The sequence below is a fragment of the Flavobacterium aquidurense genome (assembly GCF_001404985.1).
GTDB lineage: Bacteria > Bacteroidota > Bacteroidia > Flavobacteriales > Flavobacteriaceae > Flavobacterium > Flavobacterium aquidurense_B.
Genome location: NZ_JRLF01000006.1, coordinates 180,407 through 200,251, shown reverse-complemented (window position 1 = coordinate 200,251; position 19,845 = coordinate 180,407). Strand labels below are relative to the sequence as shown.

The window sequence follows — 19,845 nt, the reverse complement described above, 5'->3', positions numbered from 1 at the left end:
AGGAATTATCATATATTTGACAAGTCATTAATAGCAGAAATAGCTACAAATAATATTAACATTAATTTTGAATATGAAATTACTAGAAGGAAAAGTTGCCATTATTACGGGCGCTAGTCGTGGAATTGGAAGAGGAATTGCTGAAGTTTTTGCTAAACACGGAGCAAACGTTGCTTTTACATATAGCTCATCTGTAGAGTCTGCTCAGGCTCTTGAAGCTGAATTGAATGGTTTAGGAGTTAAAGCAAAAGGATACCAATCGAATGCGGCCGATTTTAATGAAGCGCAAACTTTCGTTGATGCTGTTTTGGCAGATTTTGGAACGGTTGATATTTTAATTAATAATGCCGGAATTACAAAAGATAATTTATTAATGCGTATGTCTGAGGCTGATTTTGATCAGGTTATCGATGTGAATTTAAAATCGGTATTTAATATGACAAAAGCAATTCAGAAAACTTTCCTGAAACAACGCGCAGGTTCTATTATTAATATTAGTTCTGTAGTTGGAGTTTCCGGAAATGCAGGACAAACAAATTATGCAGCTTCTAAAGCAGGTGCAATTGGTTTTACAAAATCCGTAGCATTAGAATTAGGTTCTCGTAATATTCGCTGCAATGCAATTGCTCCTGGTTTTATTGAAACAGAGATGACGGCAAAATTACCGGAAGATGTAGTAAAAGGATGGAGAGACGGAATTCCGTTAAAACGTGGCGGAACTGTTGAAGATGTTGCTAATGCTTGTCTTTTCTTAGCTTCTGACATGAGTGCTTATGTTACCGGACAAGTACTTAATGTTTGTGGAGGAATGCTTACATAAATAGAGCATTAAAGTTCTAAGTTACAAAGGTTCAAAGGTTTTAGTAATCAGTTTTTATCTGACTCTAGAATAAAAGCTGAACAATAGTCATAATTAATTGACTTTTTAATCTGATTACTGTAAACTGATACTGAATACTAAATAATTATGACTACAAACACGATTCTATTATTATTACTTTCTTTAGTAATAGCGGGTGGGTTATCGTATTTTCAATATTTTTTTAAAGCCAAAAACAAATCCAATTTGGTTTGGTTTTTGGCTTTTTTACGTTTTCTGGCCATTTTTGGATTATTGCTATTATTGATAAACCCAATAATGACAAAAAATGCACTAGAAATCACTAAAACACCTTTAGCAATTGCAGTCGACAATTCGAATTCAATCACAGCTTTAAAATCAGATAAAAAAACAGAAGAATTATACCAGAAATTAATTTCAAATCCCGCTTTAAAAGAAAAATTTGAAATTCAATCTTATCAATTCGACGCTGATTTTAAGCCATTAGATAAATTTGATTTTAAAGGAAAACAAACCAACCTTGACGAAGTAGCAAAAAATCTAAAAAGTATCAATAAAAATCTGATTTTCCCAACGGTTATTATTACTGACGGAAATCAAACTACAGGAAACGATTATGTATATCGTTTTGATCCTGTTAATAAAGTTTATCCTTTGGTTGTAGGAGATACAACCACTTTTCTTGATTTAAAAATCAATCAGCTTAACGTAAATAAATACGTTTTTCATAAAAATAAATTTCCAGTTGAAGTTTTTTTGCAATATGCGGGAGATAAAAATGTAAATGCTGATTTTACAATTTCACAAGGAAATACAATCGTTGCAAAAGAGAAAGTTTCTTTTTCTGCTTCAAAAAAAACTGCGACTTTAAACTTGCTTTTACCTGCTGATAAAGTAGGCTTGCAAATTTTTAAAGCCAGTATTTCATCCGGCTCAAAAGAAAAAAACGGGTATAACAACATTAAGAATTTTGCTGTAGAAGTTATCGATCAAAAGTCGACAATTGCAATAGTTTCGGCTATAAACCATCCTGATATTGCAGCACTAAAACGTTCGATAGAAGTTAACGCACAACGTAAAGTAATATTAGTTAAACCAAATGATCTTAATCAATTACAACAAGTATCAGTTTTGGTTTTATATCAGCCAACTGCTGCTTTCAAAGCTATTTTTGATAATAATAAATTAGCAGGAAGAAATACTTTTATTATTACAGGAAACAATACCGATTTTAATTTTCTAAACCAACAGCAAACTAGTCTGTTTTTTAAAATGAGCGGGCAAAGAGAAGATTATCTAACAGAATTTCAATCGCAGTTTAATTTGTTTGCGATCGAAAATATTGGTTTTGAAAATTTCCCTCCGCTTCAAAATTTATTTGGTACCATTACAACAAACGGAAATGTATCTGTTTTACTTTCTTCAAAAATTAGAAATGTTGCTACAAATGCACCATTGATGGCTTTCGCCGAAAATCAAGGAAAACGTACTGCCTTTTTATTAGGTGAAAATAGTTGGAAATGGCGTTTGCAAAGTCATATCGACAACCAGTCATTTGATAAATATGATGTTTTTATAGATAAGATTATTCAGTATCTCGCATCAACAACCTCAAAAAAATCTTTGGTTGTAACTCATGAAAGCTTTTATAATTCAGGTGAAGCAATTGTAATTAACGCGCAATACTTCAATAAAAATTATGAATTCGATGAAAAAGCAAATTTAACGATTACAGTCACAAATGCGCAAACGAAGCAAGCTAAAAACTATGACTTACTAAAAGGAAATAATTCTTTCTCAGCAAATCTGGATGGTTTAGCTGCCGGAAAATATAATTTTACGGTAAAAGAATTAAACACAAATACATCTTATTCAAGTCATTTTGAAATTTTGGATTTTGATATCGAAAAACAATTTGTAAATCCTGATGTTGTAAAGCTAAAACAACTGGCATTGCAAACCAATGGAAAAGCTTTTTTTGAAAATCAAACGGATGATTTGATTCAGCAGCTTTTAGAAAATAAAGAGTACAAATCAATCGAGAAAAATGTGTCGACCAAAACACCGTTAATTGATTGGGTTTGGTTGTTGGTTTTAATTGCTGTTTTGCTGACTACAGAATGGTTTGTTCGAAAATATAATGGGTTACTTTAAAAAAGTAGCAAAGGCTTAAAAGTTTTACGTACTTAAAAACATAATTAAATGAATGATATTCAAAGTATTTTAGATGAAATATTCCCATTTGTGGAGAATTTGTTAAAAGAATATGGAGAATTTTATCCAGTATCGGCAGTTGTAGATATCGAACAAAAAGTTAAACACTTAATACTTGAAGAAGATGAAGAAAATGATTTTCCAAAATCGACTTCAGTAATAGCAGAACTAAAAAAAGAATTGCGTTGGAGAAAAAATGAATTTCTTGCAATAGCTATTTTTTATGATGTTAAATTGAAAGAAAAACAAACTGACGCCATTGCCGTTTTTGTTGAACATAAAAAAGAAATGGAAGCTTATACATTTTATTATACCTATGAATTGAGTGATAATGGTTTAATATTTGGAGAATCGTGGAAAGAAATTGCAGAAAAGCAAATCTTTGAGAATTAAAAATATTGATTAAAAGTAAGAAGCAAGCTTGATAAGAGCTTTGAAAAAACATTAAAATTAAGTAAAATCTAAATTTGTTGATAATATGTCTAATTCATTGAAGATTAATAGTAACGAAGATATTGTTTTTAATAATTTTAAAAAACAACTTGAAAGCAAAGGCTTAACTATTGATTCTATTGATAAAGATGGGTTTATTCTCATAAACGTGGCAGGATCTGATTTAAAAGTAAGTTTAGATAATGTTAGACGTAATTACGAGAGAGACTCTGATGATGGTCATATTACAGATTTAATTAATGTAATCGTATCACATTCATCAAAAAAAGAAGATTGGGAGAGTATAAAAGATAAGGCATATATTCAATTTTTTCCTAATGCCTTTGAGTTTGAAAATCTTGTATACGAAAAGGTAACAGATGAATTCAGTAAGGTTTTTATGGTGAATATTAATAATAATTTTTCATTTATTTCTGATGATGATTTGTTACATTGGAACTTAGACTTAGAAGAACTAAAAAAACAAGTTGATTTAAATTTAGATGCTTTTTTAAATAAAGTTCAGATAGAAGTTGAAGATGTTGATAGTCATAAATTAGGAATGATTAATATCGAGGAAGTTTGGCTTAAAAGTGCCAGTCTTTTTTCATCAAGAATTAAGGATTTAGTTAAAAATAATATTGGTTTTCCATTTTATGCTGTTATTCCTGTGAGAGACTTTTGTTATATTTTTGGAGAGCAAGATTTTGAGTATTTTTCTGAACGTATCGGTTCTGTCGTAGTTGAAGAATATGAGAAATCAGGATATCCAATTACAACTGAAATATTGAAATTTTCAGAAAATGGAGTTACATCAATAGGGAAATATTAAAGAATATGGATTTCAGGCTAAAAGTATTCTACACCGTTGCACTTCGCTTAAATTTTACTAAAGCGGCAACAGAATTGTATATCTCGCAGCCAGCGGTTTCTAAACACATTCAGGAACTCGAAGAAACCTATAAAACAAAGCTTTTTGAGCGTAATGGTTCTAAAATTGCCTTAACTCCAGCCGGTGAAATTTTACTAAAACATACCAAAAATATCTTCGAAATTTATCGTGAGATCGACTTTGATATGAGTTCATTTATCAACGAACGCCAGGGATTATTAAGGTTAGGAGCAAGTACCACCATTTCGCAATATATTATTTCTCCGGTTTTAGCCCGTTTTCACCAGAAACAAAAAGATATAAAAGTCAATTTGTTAAACGGAAACACAGAACAAATCGAAAATGCCTTAATCAATAAAGAAATCGAAGTTGGAATTGTTGAAGGACAATCTAAAAATCAATCCATTAAATATATTTCGTTTTTAAAAGACGAATTGGTTTTGGTTTGTAATACAAAAAATCCTTTACTGAAACAAAAAGAGATTTCATTGGAAGATTTAAAAAAAATGAAATTCATCACTCGGGAACGTGGCTCAGGAACACTTGAAGTTATAGAATTTGCTTTGAAACAAATTAATGTAAAAATTACTGATCTTCAAATCGAAATGCAGCTAGGAAGTACAGAAAGCATAAAATCGTATCTGTTGAATTCTGATTGTTTTGCTTTTATGTCAATACATGCGGTAGATAAAGAGCTTAAAAATAATGAACTTACAGTTTTAGATGTAGAAGGTTTGTCTGTCGAAAGGTATTTTTATATCATAACATTACTTGGTAAAACAGATTCTTTATCAGAACTCTTTATTCAAAATATCGCGTCTCATTATAACTTAGAGTTATAGCCTATTGCTTTTTACAATTGGTAAATACGATATAAAGGGCAGACCTTTGTAATCAAATATCAAATTTATCATTTTGAAAACAAAGCAACATTCATCAGCCCAATTATTCGAAGTCAACCTTTATATTCAGCAAGCTTTTTTTGCGATAATAATTGTATTGTGTTTATTGTCGATTATTTCACCGCCAATTGCATTATTACTGGGCGTTATTATGGTAAATGTTTTTGGTAATCCTTTTGTCGAATTCAATCATAAAGCTATTACTTATTTATTACAATTTTCGGTTGTAGGATTAGGTTTTGGCATGAATGCTTCAACTGCCGTTTCTGCTGGTAAAGAAGGTTTTTTGTTGACGATATTCTCGATTTTCAGCACTCTTATATTAGGTACATTTTTAGGGAAATGGTTAAAGACCGATAAAAAAACATCTCATTTAATCTCTTGCGGAACGGCTATTTGTGGTGGAAGTGCTATTGCGGCAATTTCCCCTGTAATTAAATCAAATGAAAACCAGACTTCGATAGCCTTAGGGGTTATTTTTATTCTGAATTCTATAGCATTATTTGTCTTTCCGTTTATTGGTCACCAACTTGATTTATCCCAAAAAGAGTTTGGTTTATGGTGCGCAATAGCCATTCATGATACCAGTTCAGTTGTTGGCGCGGCCAATAAGTACGGACCCGAAGCATTGCAAATTGCAACAACAGTTAAACTAGCGAGAGCATTATGGATTATCCCAATCTCACTTTTAACAGCAATAATTTTCAAAAATCAATCACAAAGTACAGGAACAAAAATTAAGATTCCTTACTTTATTGGATTATTTGTTGTGGCAATGCTTCTAAACACTTATGTGCCGCAAACTGTTCTGGTTGCGCAAAATATTGTTAGCATTGCTAAAATTGGTTTAACAATAACTTTATTTTTAATAGGAGCAACTTTAAATATCAGTACCTTAAAATCAGTAGGAGTGAAGCCTTTACTACAAGGTGTTATGCTCTGGATATTTATTGCTGCTTTAGGTTTGGCTTCAATTTTATATCTTAATTAAAAAAGATATTTTATTTTACATTCGAAAATTTTACAGTTGGTTTACCAACAATGCTGTAATGTTTTCCTTTAAATGAAAAACGTCTTTCGATTACAAAATTAAATTGCTTTTTAGTTTTAGCCAATGTAGCAATTTCAGCAGGCAAATCTACTTCATAGTCATCCTCAGTACCTTTTGCTTTTTTATATGAACCTGTTGTTGTAATGATAAAATCACGAAAAAACTTTTTACTGTTATCATTAACCACAGTGTAAATACTTGACCAATCTGAGCTGCTGCTATTAAAAAGACTATAATAATTAACTTCCATTAAAGGTTGGTATTTTCCATCAAAACCTACAAGAAGATAAAGATAGCCGGAATATGGTGCACCGCCGCCGCCATTGGCATGTACAAGGGTCAAAGCATATTGATCTTCACCAATTTGTACTAATTTGGGTACTGGAGCCTGAGCAAAAGAACCAAAAGCCTGAATAGCAGGCTGAAAAGATTTCATTTCCCAGATATTATCATTTTTTACAAATTTAGCGATACTTAAAAGGCCGCCGGTAAACCTGCTCGTTTGCAATCCATCTGCGTCATAAACAGAATGATTAAATACCAGAAACTTAAATTGATTTCCTTTTGAATCAGAGTAATCAATTGTAGTGAGCAATCTTGTAGCTACACCTTCTGTATATGGAAACATTTGATCTCCTTCTTCGCCATTTGCGTCAATATATGCAACGGGTTTACAGCTTTTACATTTCCAGCTCACAAAAGTATTATGGTCTGACATAGTATATAATTTACCCGGAAACAACTTTTGCATTGTTTTTACAGCATCAAACGGATTCTTAACCTGTAGTTGCCTTTTCGTATTTAAAATAGTATCACTGACATTTTTTAATTGTACAAGATCATCATCCTGAGCAAAGCAAACAGAAGAAAATAAAAAGAAAAGAACACTTAAATAAATAGGGCGCATAAATTTTAAAATTTAGAATAAAAACAAAACGAATTTACAAAGAAACTTTTAATTTAAACTTATATCATTTATTGTCTTTAAAAATTAAAAGGAATTAAAATATCACAATATTCATTGGTATTGTTTTGAATTATGCTTAAATAAAATAAATTTGCACCTCAAACAAAATTACAAATGAAAAACTTTAAAATGAAACCAAGACTGATCGCATTATTCGCATTGGCAATTGGTTTTTTGACATTATCCTGGGGAATTGTTGGTCACGAACGTATTAATAAAGCTGCCGTTATGGCTTTGCCTCAATCGCTACAGGTGTTTTTTTACAATCACATCGATTTTATTACGCAGGAAGCTTCTGTACCGGATATTCGCAAATATGCTTTAAACTATAAAGACGAAAATCCGAGACATTATTTTGATATGGAAAATTTTGGAGCAGTAGACAGTATACCTCAAACTCTGGAAGCAGCAAAGAAAAAATACGATGCTAAATTCCTGAATGATAATGGTATTTTGCCTTGGTATTTAGAGGATATGATGGCAAAATTAACAAAAGCTTTTAAAGATAAAAACAGAGCTGAAATCTTGTTTCTTGCTGCAGACTTGGGTCATTATATTGGCGACGCACATATGCCATTGCATACTTCTGCTAATCATGATGGTCAATTAAGTGATCAAAAAGGGATTCATTCACTTTGGGAAAGCAGACTTCCTGAGTTATTTGCTAAAAATTACAAGCTAAATGTTCCGCAAGCACAATATTATGCAGATGTTCATAAAGCAATCTGGGATATGATTAATGATACACATAGTTTAGCTAAGCCATTATTAGACATTGATAAAAAGCTTAGAACAGCAACTCCTGAAGCCAAGGTTTATAAAATGGATGCTGACGGAAAAGTATTAAAAAGCAAATATAATACAGCTGTTTTCTCTGATGAGTATGCTAAAAAACTACACGAAGAGCTAAACGGAATGGTTGAAAGCCAAATGAAAAAAGCGATTACTGCTACAGCAAGTTTTTGGTATACTGCTTGGGTAAATGCAGGAAAACCAGATTTAAGTGACTTAGATGCACCGGCGGTTACACAAAGAAACTACCAGTCTTTACGAGATGATTTACAATTATTTCAGCAAGGAAACTTATTCGGAATGAAAAATCAAAACGACTAAACAGAGTTTACAGTCTTAGTAACTGATTTAAATAATAAAAGCCTCAGATTCATTTGAATTTGAGGCTTTTTTATTGTTTTATATAATCGAATTTTAAGGATTAGGAGCTATTTCCTGCTCCCGAAGCTTCGGGACGCTTGTATCTTTTATTTTTTCTAAAGAAAAAAAATAAAAGGATACCGCTTCTATCAGGGCTATGGCACTCGTTTTCGTAAGATATTTAATTTTAAAGCAAGAGATAACAAACAAACATTACAATAAATAAAACCAGCGTAAATCAGTTAAATCCGCGTCATCCTTGCGCTATTCCGTCGCATTTGAATTTTATTTATTTCTGATATTTCTTTTTCTTCAACATATCTGAAGCCGTTTGATAAAAAGAAATCGTTTCATTTACCAAATCAGTTCTTTCGGTTTTCATGCATTTTTCATTATAATCAATTTGATATTCAGGCGCAACACCTTCTTTAGTTTCTAAGTTCAGTTGAAATTGCCTTACTTGTTGTTTAGGCGATAAAATCGTTAGAATATTATCTTTTATTAAGCCAAGATCCTGATAAGTAGCAATAAAAGCTCTTGGTTTATAATCCGGTTTTAAAACATCCTGACCAAAAAACTTACTTTCGTAACTAAAATGAAGTAAACCAAAAAGTGTAGGCATAAGATCAATTTGCGACATTAACTGATTGTATTTTGTTGGTTTTAAATCTGTATTGTAAATAAAAGCCGGAATTCTGTATTTGTCTAGCGGAAGCTGTGTTTTTCCTGCACTGGATGCACAATGATCAGCAACAATTACAAACATCGTATTTTTGAACCAGGGTTGTTTGCTTGCCATTGCAAAGAATTTTCGCAAAGCATAATCCGTATATTTCACACCCCCATCACGGGATTTAATGTCCCCGGGAATATCAATTTTATTATTAGGATACGTAAAAGGCCTGTGATTACTAACTGTCATGATATGATTAAAAAACGGTTTGTTTTCCTTTGCTTCAGTATTCATTACCTTTATAGCCTTGTTGTACATGTCTTCATCACAAACACCCCAAACGTTTGAAAATGTGATTTCTTCAGGCGTAAAGCTTGATTTGTCTATAATCTCATAGCCATTTCCGGAATAGAAATCCTGCATATTATCAAAAAATGCATCTCCGCCATACATAAATTTCACATTATAACCTTTATCCTTAAAAATGGATCCTGTTGAAAATTTATTTTTATTGTCTTCTCTTTTTACGACACTTTCGCCTGCAGTTGGAGGTAAACACAAAGTCACCGCTTCAAGTCCGCGAACAGTCCTGTTTCCGGCAGCATAAAGATTAGTAAACTGTACACTTTTTTGTGCTAAACTATCCAGAAACGGAGTGATATTTTGTTTGTTTCCATACATCTTCATGAACTCCGCACTATAACTTTCGATGGTAATCAAAACAACATTTTTATGATTTTCAAGAGAATCGCTTGAAATAATACGATGGGTGTTTTCTCCTGAAATTGCTGGAAATTGTTGTTTTAAAAGTGAATAAGCTTTTTCAGAAGGCAATGTTTTATAGAACTTAAAATAATCCAGTTTGTTATTCTGAAAAGCCAGATAGAATTTATATAATCCGTTAGCTTGTAATTCATTCACAAAAACGTTTTTCGAATTTTCTGTTTTTGCAAAAGCAGGTATTGCAACCAGAGAAATCAAAAACAAAACAATATAGATTCCGCTAATTTTTATTTTTTCATTAAAAGTCGGAATCTCATCAATATACTTTTTTGATCCTTTCAGAATAAAATAAGTTACAATTCCGGTTACTAAAAATAAACCCGAAAAAATTGGAATTACAGGATATGACTGCATAATATTTCCAATAACCTCATTCGTATAAATTAAATAGTTTACAGCTATAAAGTTGTATTTAACACCAAACTCATTCCAAAAGAAATATTCGCTTAAACCATTTTGTAGAATCAGTAAAACATACAAGAACATTACAAAGGCAAATAACCAATACCTGATCTCATCTCTTAATGTAGGAAGAAATAGCAAAAGAGAAAAAAGCGCCATTTTAATGCCAATAAAAATTAAAACAATTCGTGGCAAAGCACCTCCATATTCATCTAAAATACTTTTTCCTGAAGCAACATATATAAATAAAGCAGCAAGGAACCCAAGAATAATATAACCGGAAGGTTTGTTGTATTTAGAATTTGAAATAAAAATCAAATACAACCATAAAAAGACACTCGCAATGATAAATACAAAAAAGTCTGAGATTAGTCCTAGACTAAAGATTTTCAGGCTTTCAAGAATGCTGAATGAACTTTGCGTTATCGGATGAAAAAATAAAACGATTCGCAATAAAAAACTTACAATAAAATAGAATAAAGCAAGATTGTAAAATGGAGAAAGTTTTTTGTAAATGACCATGAAGTTATTTTTTTACAAAATTAATTCTGATAAATTAGTTCCTGATGAAGTTATGCTTTTACCTTGCTTAGTGTAAACTTAAAATTTACTTAAGATGATATTGTTTTCGCTATTCTAATGGTTTTAAGACATTTCTGAAAGGTAAAATATCTATCTTTGAATCATAAAAACATAATTAGAAAAGGCAAATGCATATTTTAATAGTTGAAGATGAGTTAGGTATTGTTCAGTTTTTGCAACAAGGTTTGCAAGAAGAAGGTTATCAGGTTACAACAGCAAATGATGGATCAAAAGGTTTTGAACTGGTTCAGAATCAGAAATTTGACTTGATTTTGTTAGATTGGATGCTGCCAAAAATTAATGGTCTGGATTTATGCAAAGCCATTAGGGTTAAAGATCAGACTACGCCAATTATTTTTCTGACTGCAAAAGATACTGTTCAGGAAACGATAGAAGGTTTAAAAGCCGGTGCCAATGATTATATAAAAAAGCCTTTTAGTTTTGAAGAATTGGTTGAACGAATTAAAATTCATTTTAGAAATCAAAAAGGATCTGAAATTCTGACGTTAGGAACTATAAAAATGGATTTATCTAAACATATTGTCCTGAAAAATGAAGAGGAAATAGCGCTCACACAACGTGAGTTTGAACTATTGACCTATTTAATAAAAAATAAAGGAAAAGTTTGTACAAGAAATCAAATTTTAAAAGATGTCTGGGAGATTAATTTTGAATATGATACCGGTGTAATTGATGTTTTTATGAATGCGATTCGAAAAAAACTCAATCTTAAAATTGAAGAAGATTATATTAAAACAATTCGCGGTATAGGTTATATCGCTAACGACTTATAAATGTTACAACTTTCCTTTAAAAATAGAATTGCCCTAAATTATATTATTACTACCGGTTTACTGATTGCAGCAGTTTTTTCGGTTATATATTCTATTGTAAAACACACCGTTTATAGCCATATCGACGAAAATATCAAGGTCGAAATTCAGAACCATCTCGATGAAATCAAAGAAGTGGGAAACAAAGTAATCCTTATTGACGAAGAAGAATGGAAAGAACGGGAACATAATACGGTAGATGTAAATCCTGTATTTGTTGAATTTCTGGATGTAAACAAGAAAATTATAGAAAAAGCGCCAAATCTTAAAACTGAAACACTGGAGTTTAATGATTCAGTAGAAGACTTTGAATTATTTGATACCAAAATGGGAGATCACGCCATCAGACAAATTCAGGTTCCGCTTCATATTAAAAACAAAAAAATAGGATATGTAATTGTAGCCATGTCTTTGGCGGATTCTAAAATGGTATTGAATAATTTATTTGATATCATGTGTTTATCCTTTTTAGGTATTTTGATATTGCTGTTTTTTATAGCCCGTTTTTTTGCAGGAAGAAGTATAAAACCTATAAATGCGATTATCAATACCTCGAAAATTATTACGAAGGATAATTTGAAAACGAGGATAGAGTTGCCCAAAACACGCGACGAATTATATACGCTTTCTAAAACCATAAATAATTTATTAAACCGAATTGAAGATGCTATAGAACGCGAAAAACAATTTACATCAGATGCTTCCCATGAATTAAGAACGCCTCTGACTGTTATTAAAGGAACACTTGAAGTATTGATTCGTAAACCTAGAGACAACAAGGAATATGAAGAAAAAATAAATTATTGTATAAATGAAGTGGATCATTTGAATATGTTGGTTGATCAGCTTCTTTTAATGGCACGTTTTGAGAACCAGAAAAAAAACATTGTTACAGAATCTGTATACTTAAATGCACTTATTCTGGATGTTTTAAAATTGAATTCTGATAAAATAAACAATCGAAAAATCAATATTAAATTTGATGCTGAAAAAGATTATTATACAAAATCAGATACTTTTTTAGTAATTACAATTTTGCGAAACATTATTTCTAACGCGATTAAATATACAAACGACGACGGAGAAATTGCCATTTTACTTGCAGAAGAAAATGGAAAAATAATTTGTAAAATTTCAGATACCGGAATCGGAATTGCAAAAGAAGATCTGGAAACAATTTTTAATCCGTTCTTTAGATCCAATTCAACAGATCATCCTGAGATTAAAGGAACTGGATTGGGATTGTCGATCGTAAAAAGAATTACTGAACTGCTTCATATTAAGTTTAAAATCGATAGCGAGATAGGAGTAGGAACAACCGTAATTTTGAGTTTTAATGATAATATGAAATCGTTATCGTAAATCGAAAAAATCAAATAAAATGGCTTCTCAAACTTTTTTTTAACAATAAACTATCGTTAAGTTAAATTAAAAATTGCTTTTTTATGAAATTAACTATTATATTTGCAACCGAATCAAAGAATTAAAAAACAGACCAAGTCATGATTTCTATTCAATTACATCATCATCATTTTCATTATTGCTCTCAAGCGATGTGTTAATGGTATGCATGTAAATCATCATATTTTAAAACCCGTTTGAGTACATCAAACGGGTTTTTTTATTCCTATTCTTTGTACTCAAACTATTAATCCGACAAAAACTAAAAAAATGAGTACGTTAAAAATTGCAATTCAAAAATCAGGTCGTTTAAACGAAGACAGCATTCAAATCCTAAAAGATTGCGGTATTTCGATCAACAACGGAAACGACCAGTTAAAAGCAGAAGCTTCAAATTTTCCCTTGGAAGTTTTGTACCTGAGAAATTCAGATATTCCACAATATTTAATTGATGGAGTTGTAGATCTTGCCATTGTAGGAGATAATTTGTTAGTAGAGAAAGGAAAACATATTGAAGTGATTCAGAAATTAGGATTTTCAAAATGTAAGGTTTCTGTTGCTGTTCCTAAAACATTCGAATACAATTCAATACAGGATCTTGCAGGTTTGCGTGTAGCAACTTCTTATCCTAATACAGTTAATGAATATTTCAATTCTTTTGGATTAACAGTTGACATTCACCAAATTTCAGGTTCTGTAGAAATTGCTCCAAATATTGGCCTTGCAGATGCTATTGTAGATATCGTTTCCAGTGGCAGCACTTTATTCAAAAATAATTTAAGAGAAGTAGAAGTAATCCTGAAAAGTGAAGCAGTATTAGCGGTTTCTCCAAAAGTTTCTCCCGAGATCCAAAAACACATAGATACCTTGAAATTCAGGATTCAATCAGTTTTAAGAGCCAGAAACTCTAAATATATCCTGATGAATGTACCAAACGATAAAATTGATGAAATAGGTAAAATTTTACCGGTTTTAAGAAGTTTAACCGTTCTGCCATTAGCTCAGGAAGGCTGGAGCAGTGTTCACTCTGTAATCGATAAAGACACTTTTTGGGATGTAATCGACAAACTAAAAGAGGCTGGTGCCGAAGGAATTTTAGTTTGCCCAATTGAGAAAATGGTTCTTTAGGGCTTAGCCCGCAATAGGCTTTAGGCAATATGCTTTAAGCCAAAAAATGACAAAGTTACTAAAGCTTAAAGCCTATAGCTTATAGCATAAAGCATAAAAAAATGAATAAAATAGATAATCCAAAACCAGACACCTGGTCAGAAATATTAAAGCGACCAACCAAAACGATCGATGATATTGAAGTTACGGTAAAAGAAATCTTCAAAGAAGTACAGAAAAAAGGGGATAAAGCTGTTGCAAAATATACTTCGATTTTTGACGGAATTGCTTTAGATAATTATGAAGTTACACCAGCAGAAATTGAAGAAGCAGTAAACTCAATTTCTGATGAATTAAAAGATGCGATTCAATTAGCAAAAGCAAATATTTATAAGTTTCATACTGCTCAAAAGACAGATAAAATTTCAGTTGAAACTATCGAAGGAGTAAATTGCTGGCAAGAAAAAAGACCTATTCAAAAAATCGGTTTATATATTCCGGGTGGAACTGCGCCTTTATTTTCAACCGTTTTAATGTTAGCTGTCCCCGCAGAAATTGCAGGTTGTAAAGAAATCGTTTTGTGTTCACCGCCCGATAAAACCGGAAAAATAAATCCGGCAATTTTATATGCGGCTCATTTATGTGGTGTAACAAAAATATTAAAAGTAGGTGGAATCCAGGCAATTGCAGGAATGACGTTTGGTACAAAATCGATTCCTAAAGTATATAAGATTTTTGGACCTGGAAATCAGTTTGTAACCGTTGCAAAACAATTAGCAACTCAATTTGGAGTAGCAATCGATATGCCGGCAGGACCTTCAGAATTGCTGGTTGTGGCTGACGATACTGCTGTACCTGCATTTGTAGCTTCAGACTTATTATCACAGGCAGAACACGGAACAGACAGTCAGGTTATTTTAGTTTCGACTTCTAAAAAATTGATTGATGCCGTAGAAAAAGAAATCCAAATTCAGGTTGAAGCGCTTCCGAGAAAAGAAATTGCGAAAAAAGCTATTGACAATTCTAAACTAATTTTTGTCGAAAATGACCAGGCTGCATTGGATTTAATTAATGAATACGGACCGGAACATTTTATAATCTGTTCTGAATTTGATGATTTCTATTGTAATGGGGTTTTGAATGCAGGTTCGGTTTTTATTGGCAATTATACGCCTGAAAGTGCCGGGGATTATGCATCGGGAACAAACCATACACTGCCAACAAATGGATATGCTAAAAATTATAGTGGGGTAAATCTGGATAGTTTTATGAAATCAATGACTTTTCAGAAAATATCTGAAAAAGGAATTCAAAACATTGGCCGTGCTATCGAAATTATGGCTGAAGCCGAAGGTTTGCAAGCACATAAGAATGCTGTTACTTTGAGATTGAAGAGTTTGAGTGTTAGAAAATAGAATATAGAAAAAAGAGGCAAGATTAAAGAAGCAAGATTAGAGAAGCAAGATTAAAGAAGTAAGAAGAAAAGTTAAGGATTATATTTGAGTGTATTTTCCTGCTTCTTGACTTTTTTCTCTTAACTCTTTCCTCTCCTCAAAAAATAAAAAAAATGGAATTCGATATAAATAATATAACACGTGAAAACGTAAAGACATTAAAACCTTATTCGTCTGCAAGGGATGAATTTGAGGATTTTGATACAGCTGAAATGATTTTTTTGGATGCCAATGAAAATCCGTTTCAGAATGGCGTAAATCGTTATCCGGATCCACAGCAGAATTCGGTTAAAGCGATTTTAGCAAAGAACAACAATGTAAAGGCAAATCAGATTTTGTTAGGAAACGGGAGTGATGAAGTACTGGATTTACTTTTCAGAGCCTTTTGTGAGCCTAAAATTGATAATATTATTTCATTACCCCCAACATACGGAATGTACAGCGTTTTGGCAAATATTAATGCTGTAGAAAATAGAGAAGTATTATTGTCTACAGATTTTCAGCCGCAGGTAGAGAAGATTCTCGATGCTGTTGATGAGAACACTAAAATTATCTTTTTGTGTTCGCCAAATAACCCAACAGGCAATTCTTTTTCGGATGAAAGTGTGGTGAAATTGCTTCAGAATTTTAAAGGCTTGATTGTAATTGATGAAGCGTATATTGACTTTTCGGACAAAGAAAGCTGGTTGACAGAAATTGATGAATATCCTAATTTGGTGATTACACAAACTTTGTCAAAAGCATATGGCTTGGCAGGAATTCGTTTAGGAATTTGTTATGCTTCGGAAGCTGTAATTTCGGTTTTGAATAAAATAAAACCTCCTTATAATGTAAACGAATTAACACAGCAAAGAGCTATTGCTCGTTTGAATGATTCGGACAAAATAAAACAAGAAATAGCTTCTATTATTGAGCAAAGAAAAGAATTACTTAAAGTTTTACTAGAGGTAATTTTTGTAGAAAAAGTTTATCCTACAGAAGCTAATTTTGTATTGGTAAAAGTAGATGATGCGAACAAAAGATACGATCAGCTAATAGCAAAAGGAATTGTAATTCGCAACAGAACGACTCAGCCTTTATGCGAAAATTGCCTTCGTTTTACAATTGGAATCCCGGAGGAAAATGCAGTTTTAATTAAAGAATTAAAGCTGTTGAAGTAAATGTTTAACCCGTGAGGGAAGCAAAGTTTTTTTTCCACAGATTTAAAGGATTAAAAAGATTATTTCACGCAGATTTTGCTGATTAAAGCAGATTTAATTTTGATTTTTAATTATAAATAATTTGCGTTTATCTGCTCAAATTTTTAAAAATCTGCGTGAAATATAAATTAAATTAAAAAATAGAAATATCTCGAAGACCGTTTTGCGTGAGGGATAGAGGCGGTATCTCCCGATTTAGAAAAACAAGGCTTTTTAGCCGTAGTTTTTGTTAATTGGGAATATAGCCGAAAGCCCGACCCTTGTGGTCACGCCCAAAATATAAATAAACTATGAAAAAAGTACTTTTTATCGATCGTGACGGAACGATTGTTTTAGAACCAGAAAATTATCAATTAGATGCTTTGGAAAAAGTAGAATTTTACCCAAAAGCTTTTCAATATCTGGCTAAAATTGCCAATGAATTAGATTACGAATTGGCAATGGTAACGAATCAGGACGGATTGGGAACGGATAGTTTTCCGGAAGATACGTTTTGGCCTACACAAAATTTTATCCTGAAAGCCTTTGAAAACGAAGGAATTTTGTTTGATGATATTTTTATAGACAGATCGTTTCCTGCAGATAATGCGCCTACACGTAAGCCGAGAACCGGAATGCTGACAAAATATATTAATAATCCCGATTATGATTTGACAAATTCTTTTGTTTTAGGAGACCGCTTGACAGATGTAGAATTGGCTAAAAATCTGGGTGCAAAAGCTATTTTTATTAATGATAATGACGGAATTGGCACTAATGAAATCTCATCTAAACGTGAGGAATTAGACGAAACAATTATTCTTCAAACCATGAGTTGGAAAACAATTTATGAGTTTTTGAAATTAGAAGCGCGTTCGGCTTCGATTACGCGTAAAACGAATGAAACCGATATTTTTATCGACCTAAATCTGGACGGAACAGGTAAAAGTAAGATAGAGACCGGAATTGCTTTTTTTGATCATATGTTAGATCAAATTGCTCGTCACGGTCAAATGGATTTAGAAATCCTGGTAAAAGGTGATCTTGAAGTTGATGAACATCACACGATTGAAGATACAGCAATTGCATTAGGTGAAGTTTTTGCCAAGGCTTTGGGGAATAAACTAGGAATAGAACGTTACGGTTTCTGTTTGCCAATGGATGATTGTTTAGCGCAAGTTGCAATTGATTTTGGAGGAAGAAATTGGTTGGTTTGGGAAACTGAATTTAAACGTGAAATGGTGGGTAAAATGCCAACAGAAATGTTTTATCACTTCTTTAAATCGTTCTCTGACGGAGCTAAAGCCAATATTAACATAAAAGCCGAAGGAACGAACGAACACCATAAAATTGAGGCGATTTTTAAAGCTTTCGCGAAAGCCATAAAAGTAGCGGTGAAAAGAGATACAGAGAAAATGATTTTACCTTCGACGAAAGGAATGCTTTAATTAAGTCAAAAGTTGAAAGTCATAAAGTCGAAAGATCCTATATTATAGATATCAAGAAGCGGCTTTAAGATTTTGGACTTTGGATTTTAAGACTAAATAAATGAAAATAGTAATTATAAATTACGGAGCAGGAAATATTCAGAGCATTATGTTTGCTATTGAAAGGCTTGGTTTTAAAGCTGTTTTGAGCAATAATCCAGAAGAAATTCTGGCGGCTGACAAAGTGATTTTTCCTGGAGTTGGAGAAGCGAGTTCAGCTATGCTTAAGCTTCGCGAAAGCGGTTTGGATAGTTTGATTCCTACTTTGAAACAGCCAGTTTTGGGAATTTGTCTGGGAATGCAACTGATGTGCAATTCATCTGAAGAAGGAAATACAAAGGGTTTAGGGATATTTGATGTTGATGTAATTAAATTCACTTCAAAAGTAAAAGTTCCACAAATGGGATGGAATCAGATTTACAATTTAAAATCGGATTTATTTAAAGGAATTCCGGAAAATGAGTTTATGTATTTGGTACATAGTTTTTATGCTCCAAATTGTGCTGAAGCTATTGCCATAACGGATTATGAACTTGAATACGCATCGGCCTTGCAGAAAAATAATTTCTACGGAACACAATTTCACCCAGAGAAAAGTGGTGCCGTTGGGGAGAAAATATTAGAGAATTTTTTAAAAATGTAAAAAGATTAAAGACTTTCCGACTTTAGACTTTCTAACTTTAAGACTTAAATAAAATGAGAATAATACCAGCCATAGATATCATTGACGGGAAATGCGTTCGTTTATCAAAAGGGGATTATGATACCAAAATAATTTACAACGAAAATCCGCTTGAAGTAGCGAAATCATTCGAAGCTCACGGAATTGAATATTTGCATTTGGTAGATTTAGACGGTGCAAAATCAAGTAAAATTGTCAATTATAAAATATTAGAGCAAATTGCGACACAAACGGGTTTGAAAATTGATTTTGGCGGAGGATTAAAATCAGATGAAGATTTAAAGATTGCTTTTGAAAGTGGTGCAAGTCAGATTACAGGCGGAAGCATTGCGGTAAAAAACAGAGCAATATTCGAAAAATGGATTTCAGAATATGGATCAGATAAAATTATTCTTGGCGCTGATGCCAAAGATGAAAAAGTAGCTATTTCAGGCTGGCTGGAAGATTCGAATGAAGATTTGATTCCGTTTATTCAGGACTATCAAAATAAAGGAATTCAGTATGTTATCTGTACTGATATCGCAAAAGACGGAATGCTTGAAGGTCCAAGCTTTGATTTGTACAAGAAAATTTTAGCGGAAGCAAATGGTGTAAAACTTATTGCTTCGGGTGGAATTTCAACTTTCGACGAACTTCCTAAATTAGCTGAATTAGGCTGTGAAGGGACTATAATTGGAAAGGCGATTTACGAGAACAGGATTACCTTGAAACAACTAGAGAACTTTATAATTAGAAAATGAGATAATTAGTCAATTAGATAATTCTTTACGTCATGTTTAAAATTATCTAATTCTCAAATTCTCAAATTGACA

At 32.1% G+C, this 19,845-nt stretch carries 17 protein-coding genes; 15 read left to right on the top strand and 2 right to left on the bottom strand.

Going from position 1 to position 19,845, the window contains the following annotated elements:
• Positions 1 to 73: 73 nt before the first annotated feature.
• The 6 genes from fabG (at position 74) to RC62_RS02490 (ending at position 6,272) form a co-directional block, all read left to right on the top strand.
• The gene (fabG, locus tag RC62_RS02515) at positions 74 to 820 is read left to right on the top strand and encodes a 3-oxoacyl-[acyl-carrier-protein] reductase (protein WP_055092310.1); all 747 of its coding nucleotides are present in this window, start codon (positions 74 to 76) and stop codon (positions 818 to 820) included.
• 147 nt (positions 821 to 967) lie between these two features.
• Complete coding sequence (locus RC62_RS02510) at positions 968 to 2,995, top strand: hypothetical protein (protein ID WP_055092308.1); 2,028 nt, start codon at positions 968 to 970, stop codon at positions 2,993 to 2,995.
• A gap of 48 nt (positions 2,996 to 3,043) precedes the next feature.
• Complete coding sequence (locus RC62_RS02505) at positions 3,044 to 3,448, top strand: hypothetical protein (RefSeq protein ID WP_055092306.1); 405 nt, start codon at positions 3,044 to 3,046, stop codon at positions 3,446 to 3,448.
• 85 nt (positions 3,449 to 3,533) lie between these two features.
• Entirely contained in the window at positions 3,534 to 4,319 is a 786-nt protein-coding gene (locus RC62_RS02500) for a hypothetical protein (protein ID WP_055092303.1), read from the top strand.
• A 5-nt stretch (positions 4,320 to 4,324) separates the two neighbouring features.
• Positions 4,325 to 5,221 carry a LysR family transcriptional regulator gene (locus tag RC62_RS02495; protein WP_055092301.1) on the top strand — a complete coding sequence of 299 codons (897 nt, stop codon included), beginning with the start codon at positions 4,325 to 4,327 and terminating at the stop codon, positions 5,219 to 5,221.
• Positions 5,222 to 5,294: 73 nt separating this feature from the next.
• Positions 5,295 to 6,272 carry a YeiH family protein gene (locus RC62_RS02490; protein ID WP_055092299.1) on the top strand — a complete coding sequence of 326 codons (978 nt, stop codon included), beginning with the start codon at positions 5,295 to 5,297 and terminating at the stop codon, positions 6,270 to 6,272.
• 10 nt (positions 6,273 to 6,282) lie between these two features.
• Here the strand turns inward: RC62_RS02490 and RC62_RS02485 are convergent, their stop codons facing one another.
• Positions 6,283 to 7,239, bottom strand: coding sequence for a hypothetical protein (locus RC62_RS02485; protein ID WP_055092297.1), 957 nt, complete (start codon positions 7,237 to 7,239; stop codon positions 6,283 to 6,285).
• Between the two features lie 174 nt (positions 7,240 to 7,413).
• Here RC62_RS02485 and RC62_RS02480 point away from each other — a divergent pair, with 174 nt between their 5' ends.
• Entirely contained in the window at positions 7,414 to 8,412 is a 999-nt protein-coding gene (locus tag RC62_RS02480) for a zinc dependent phospholipase C family protein (RefSeq protein ID WP_055092295.1), read from the top strand.
• A 328-nt stretch (positions 8,413 to 8,740) separates the two neighbouring features.
• Here the strand turns inward: RC62_RS02480 and RC62_RS02475 are convergent, their stop codons facing one another.
• Positions 8,741 to 10,831 (bottom strand): alkaline phosphatase family protein, encoded by a 2,091-nt coding sequence (locus RC62_RS02475; protein WP_055092293.1) that lies wholly within the window; start codon positions 10,829 to 10,831, stop codon positions 8,741 to 8,743.
• A 188-nt stretch (positions 10,832 to 11,019) separates the two neighbouring features.
• On the opposite strand from RC62_RS02475, the gene RC62_RS02470 reads away from it, so the two are divergent.
• The 8 genes from RC62_RS02470 (at position 11,020) to hisA (ending at position 19,773) form a co-directional block, all read left to right on the top strand.
• Positions 11,020 to 11,685, top strand: coding sequence for a response regulator transcription factor (locus tag RC62_RS02470; RefSeq protein ID WP_055092290.1), 666 nt, complete (start codon positions 11,020 to 11,022; stop codon positions 11,683 to 11,685).
• Positions 11,686 to 13,086, top strand: a complete 1,401-nt coding sequence (locus RC62_RS02465; RefSeq protein WP_055092288.1) for a sensor histidine kinase — start codon at positions 11,686 to 11,688, stop codon at positions 13,084 to 13,086.
• A gap of 309 nt (positions 13,087 to 13,395) precedes the next feature.
• Positions 13,396 to 14,253: an ATP phosphoribosyltransferase gene (gene hisG, locus RC62_RS02460; protein ID WP_055092285.1), complete on the top strand. Its 858-nt coding sequence runs from the start codon at positions 13,396 to 13,398 to the stop codon at positions 14,251 to 14,253.
• 101 nt (positions 14,254 to 14,354) lie between these two features.
• Positions 14,355 to 15,647, top strand: coding sequence for a histidinol dehydrogenase (hisD, locus tag RC62_RS02455; protein ID WP_055092283.1), 1,293 nt, complete (start codon positions 14,355 to 14,357; stop codon positions 15,645 to 15,647).
• 152 nt (positions 15,648 to 15,799) lie between these two features.
• Positions 15,800 to 16,846, top strand: coding sequence for a histidinol-phosphate transaminase (gene hisC / locus RC62_RS02450; RefSeq protein ID WP_055092282.1), 1,047 nt, complete (start codon positions 15,800 to 15,802; stop codon positions 16,844 to 16,846).
• Positions 16,847 to 17,175: 329 nt separating this feature from the next.
• Positions 17,176 to 18,312, top strand: a complete 1,137-nt coding sequence (gene hisB / locus RC62_RS02445) for a bifunctional histidinol-phosphatase/imidazoleglycerol-phosphate dehydratase HisB (RefSeq protein ID WP_055092281.1) — start codon at positions 17,176 to 17,178, stop codon at positions 18,310 to 18,312.
• A 100-nt stretch (positions 18,313 to 18,412) separates the two neighbouring features.
• Positions 18,413 to 18,994, top strand: a complete 582-nt coding sequence (gene hisH, locus RC62_RS02440) for an imidazole glycerol phosphate synthase subunit HisH (protein ID WP_055092280.1) — start codon at positions 18,413 to 18,415, stop codon at positions 18,992 to 18,994.
• 53 nt (positions 18,995 to 19,047) lie between these two features.
• On the top strand, positions 19,048 to 19,773 hold the full coding sequence (hisA, locus tag RC62_RS02435) for a 1-(5-phosphoribosyl)-5-[(5-phosphoribosylamino)methylideneamino]imidazole-4-carboxamide isomerase (protein ID WP_055092279.1): 726 nt from the start codon (positions 19,048 to 19,050) through the stop codon (positions 19,771 to 19,773).
• The last annotated feature ends 72 nt before the right edge of the window (positions 19,774 to 19,845 follow it).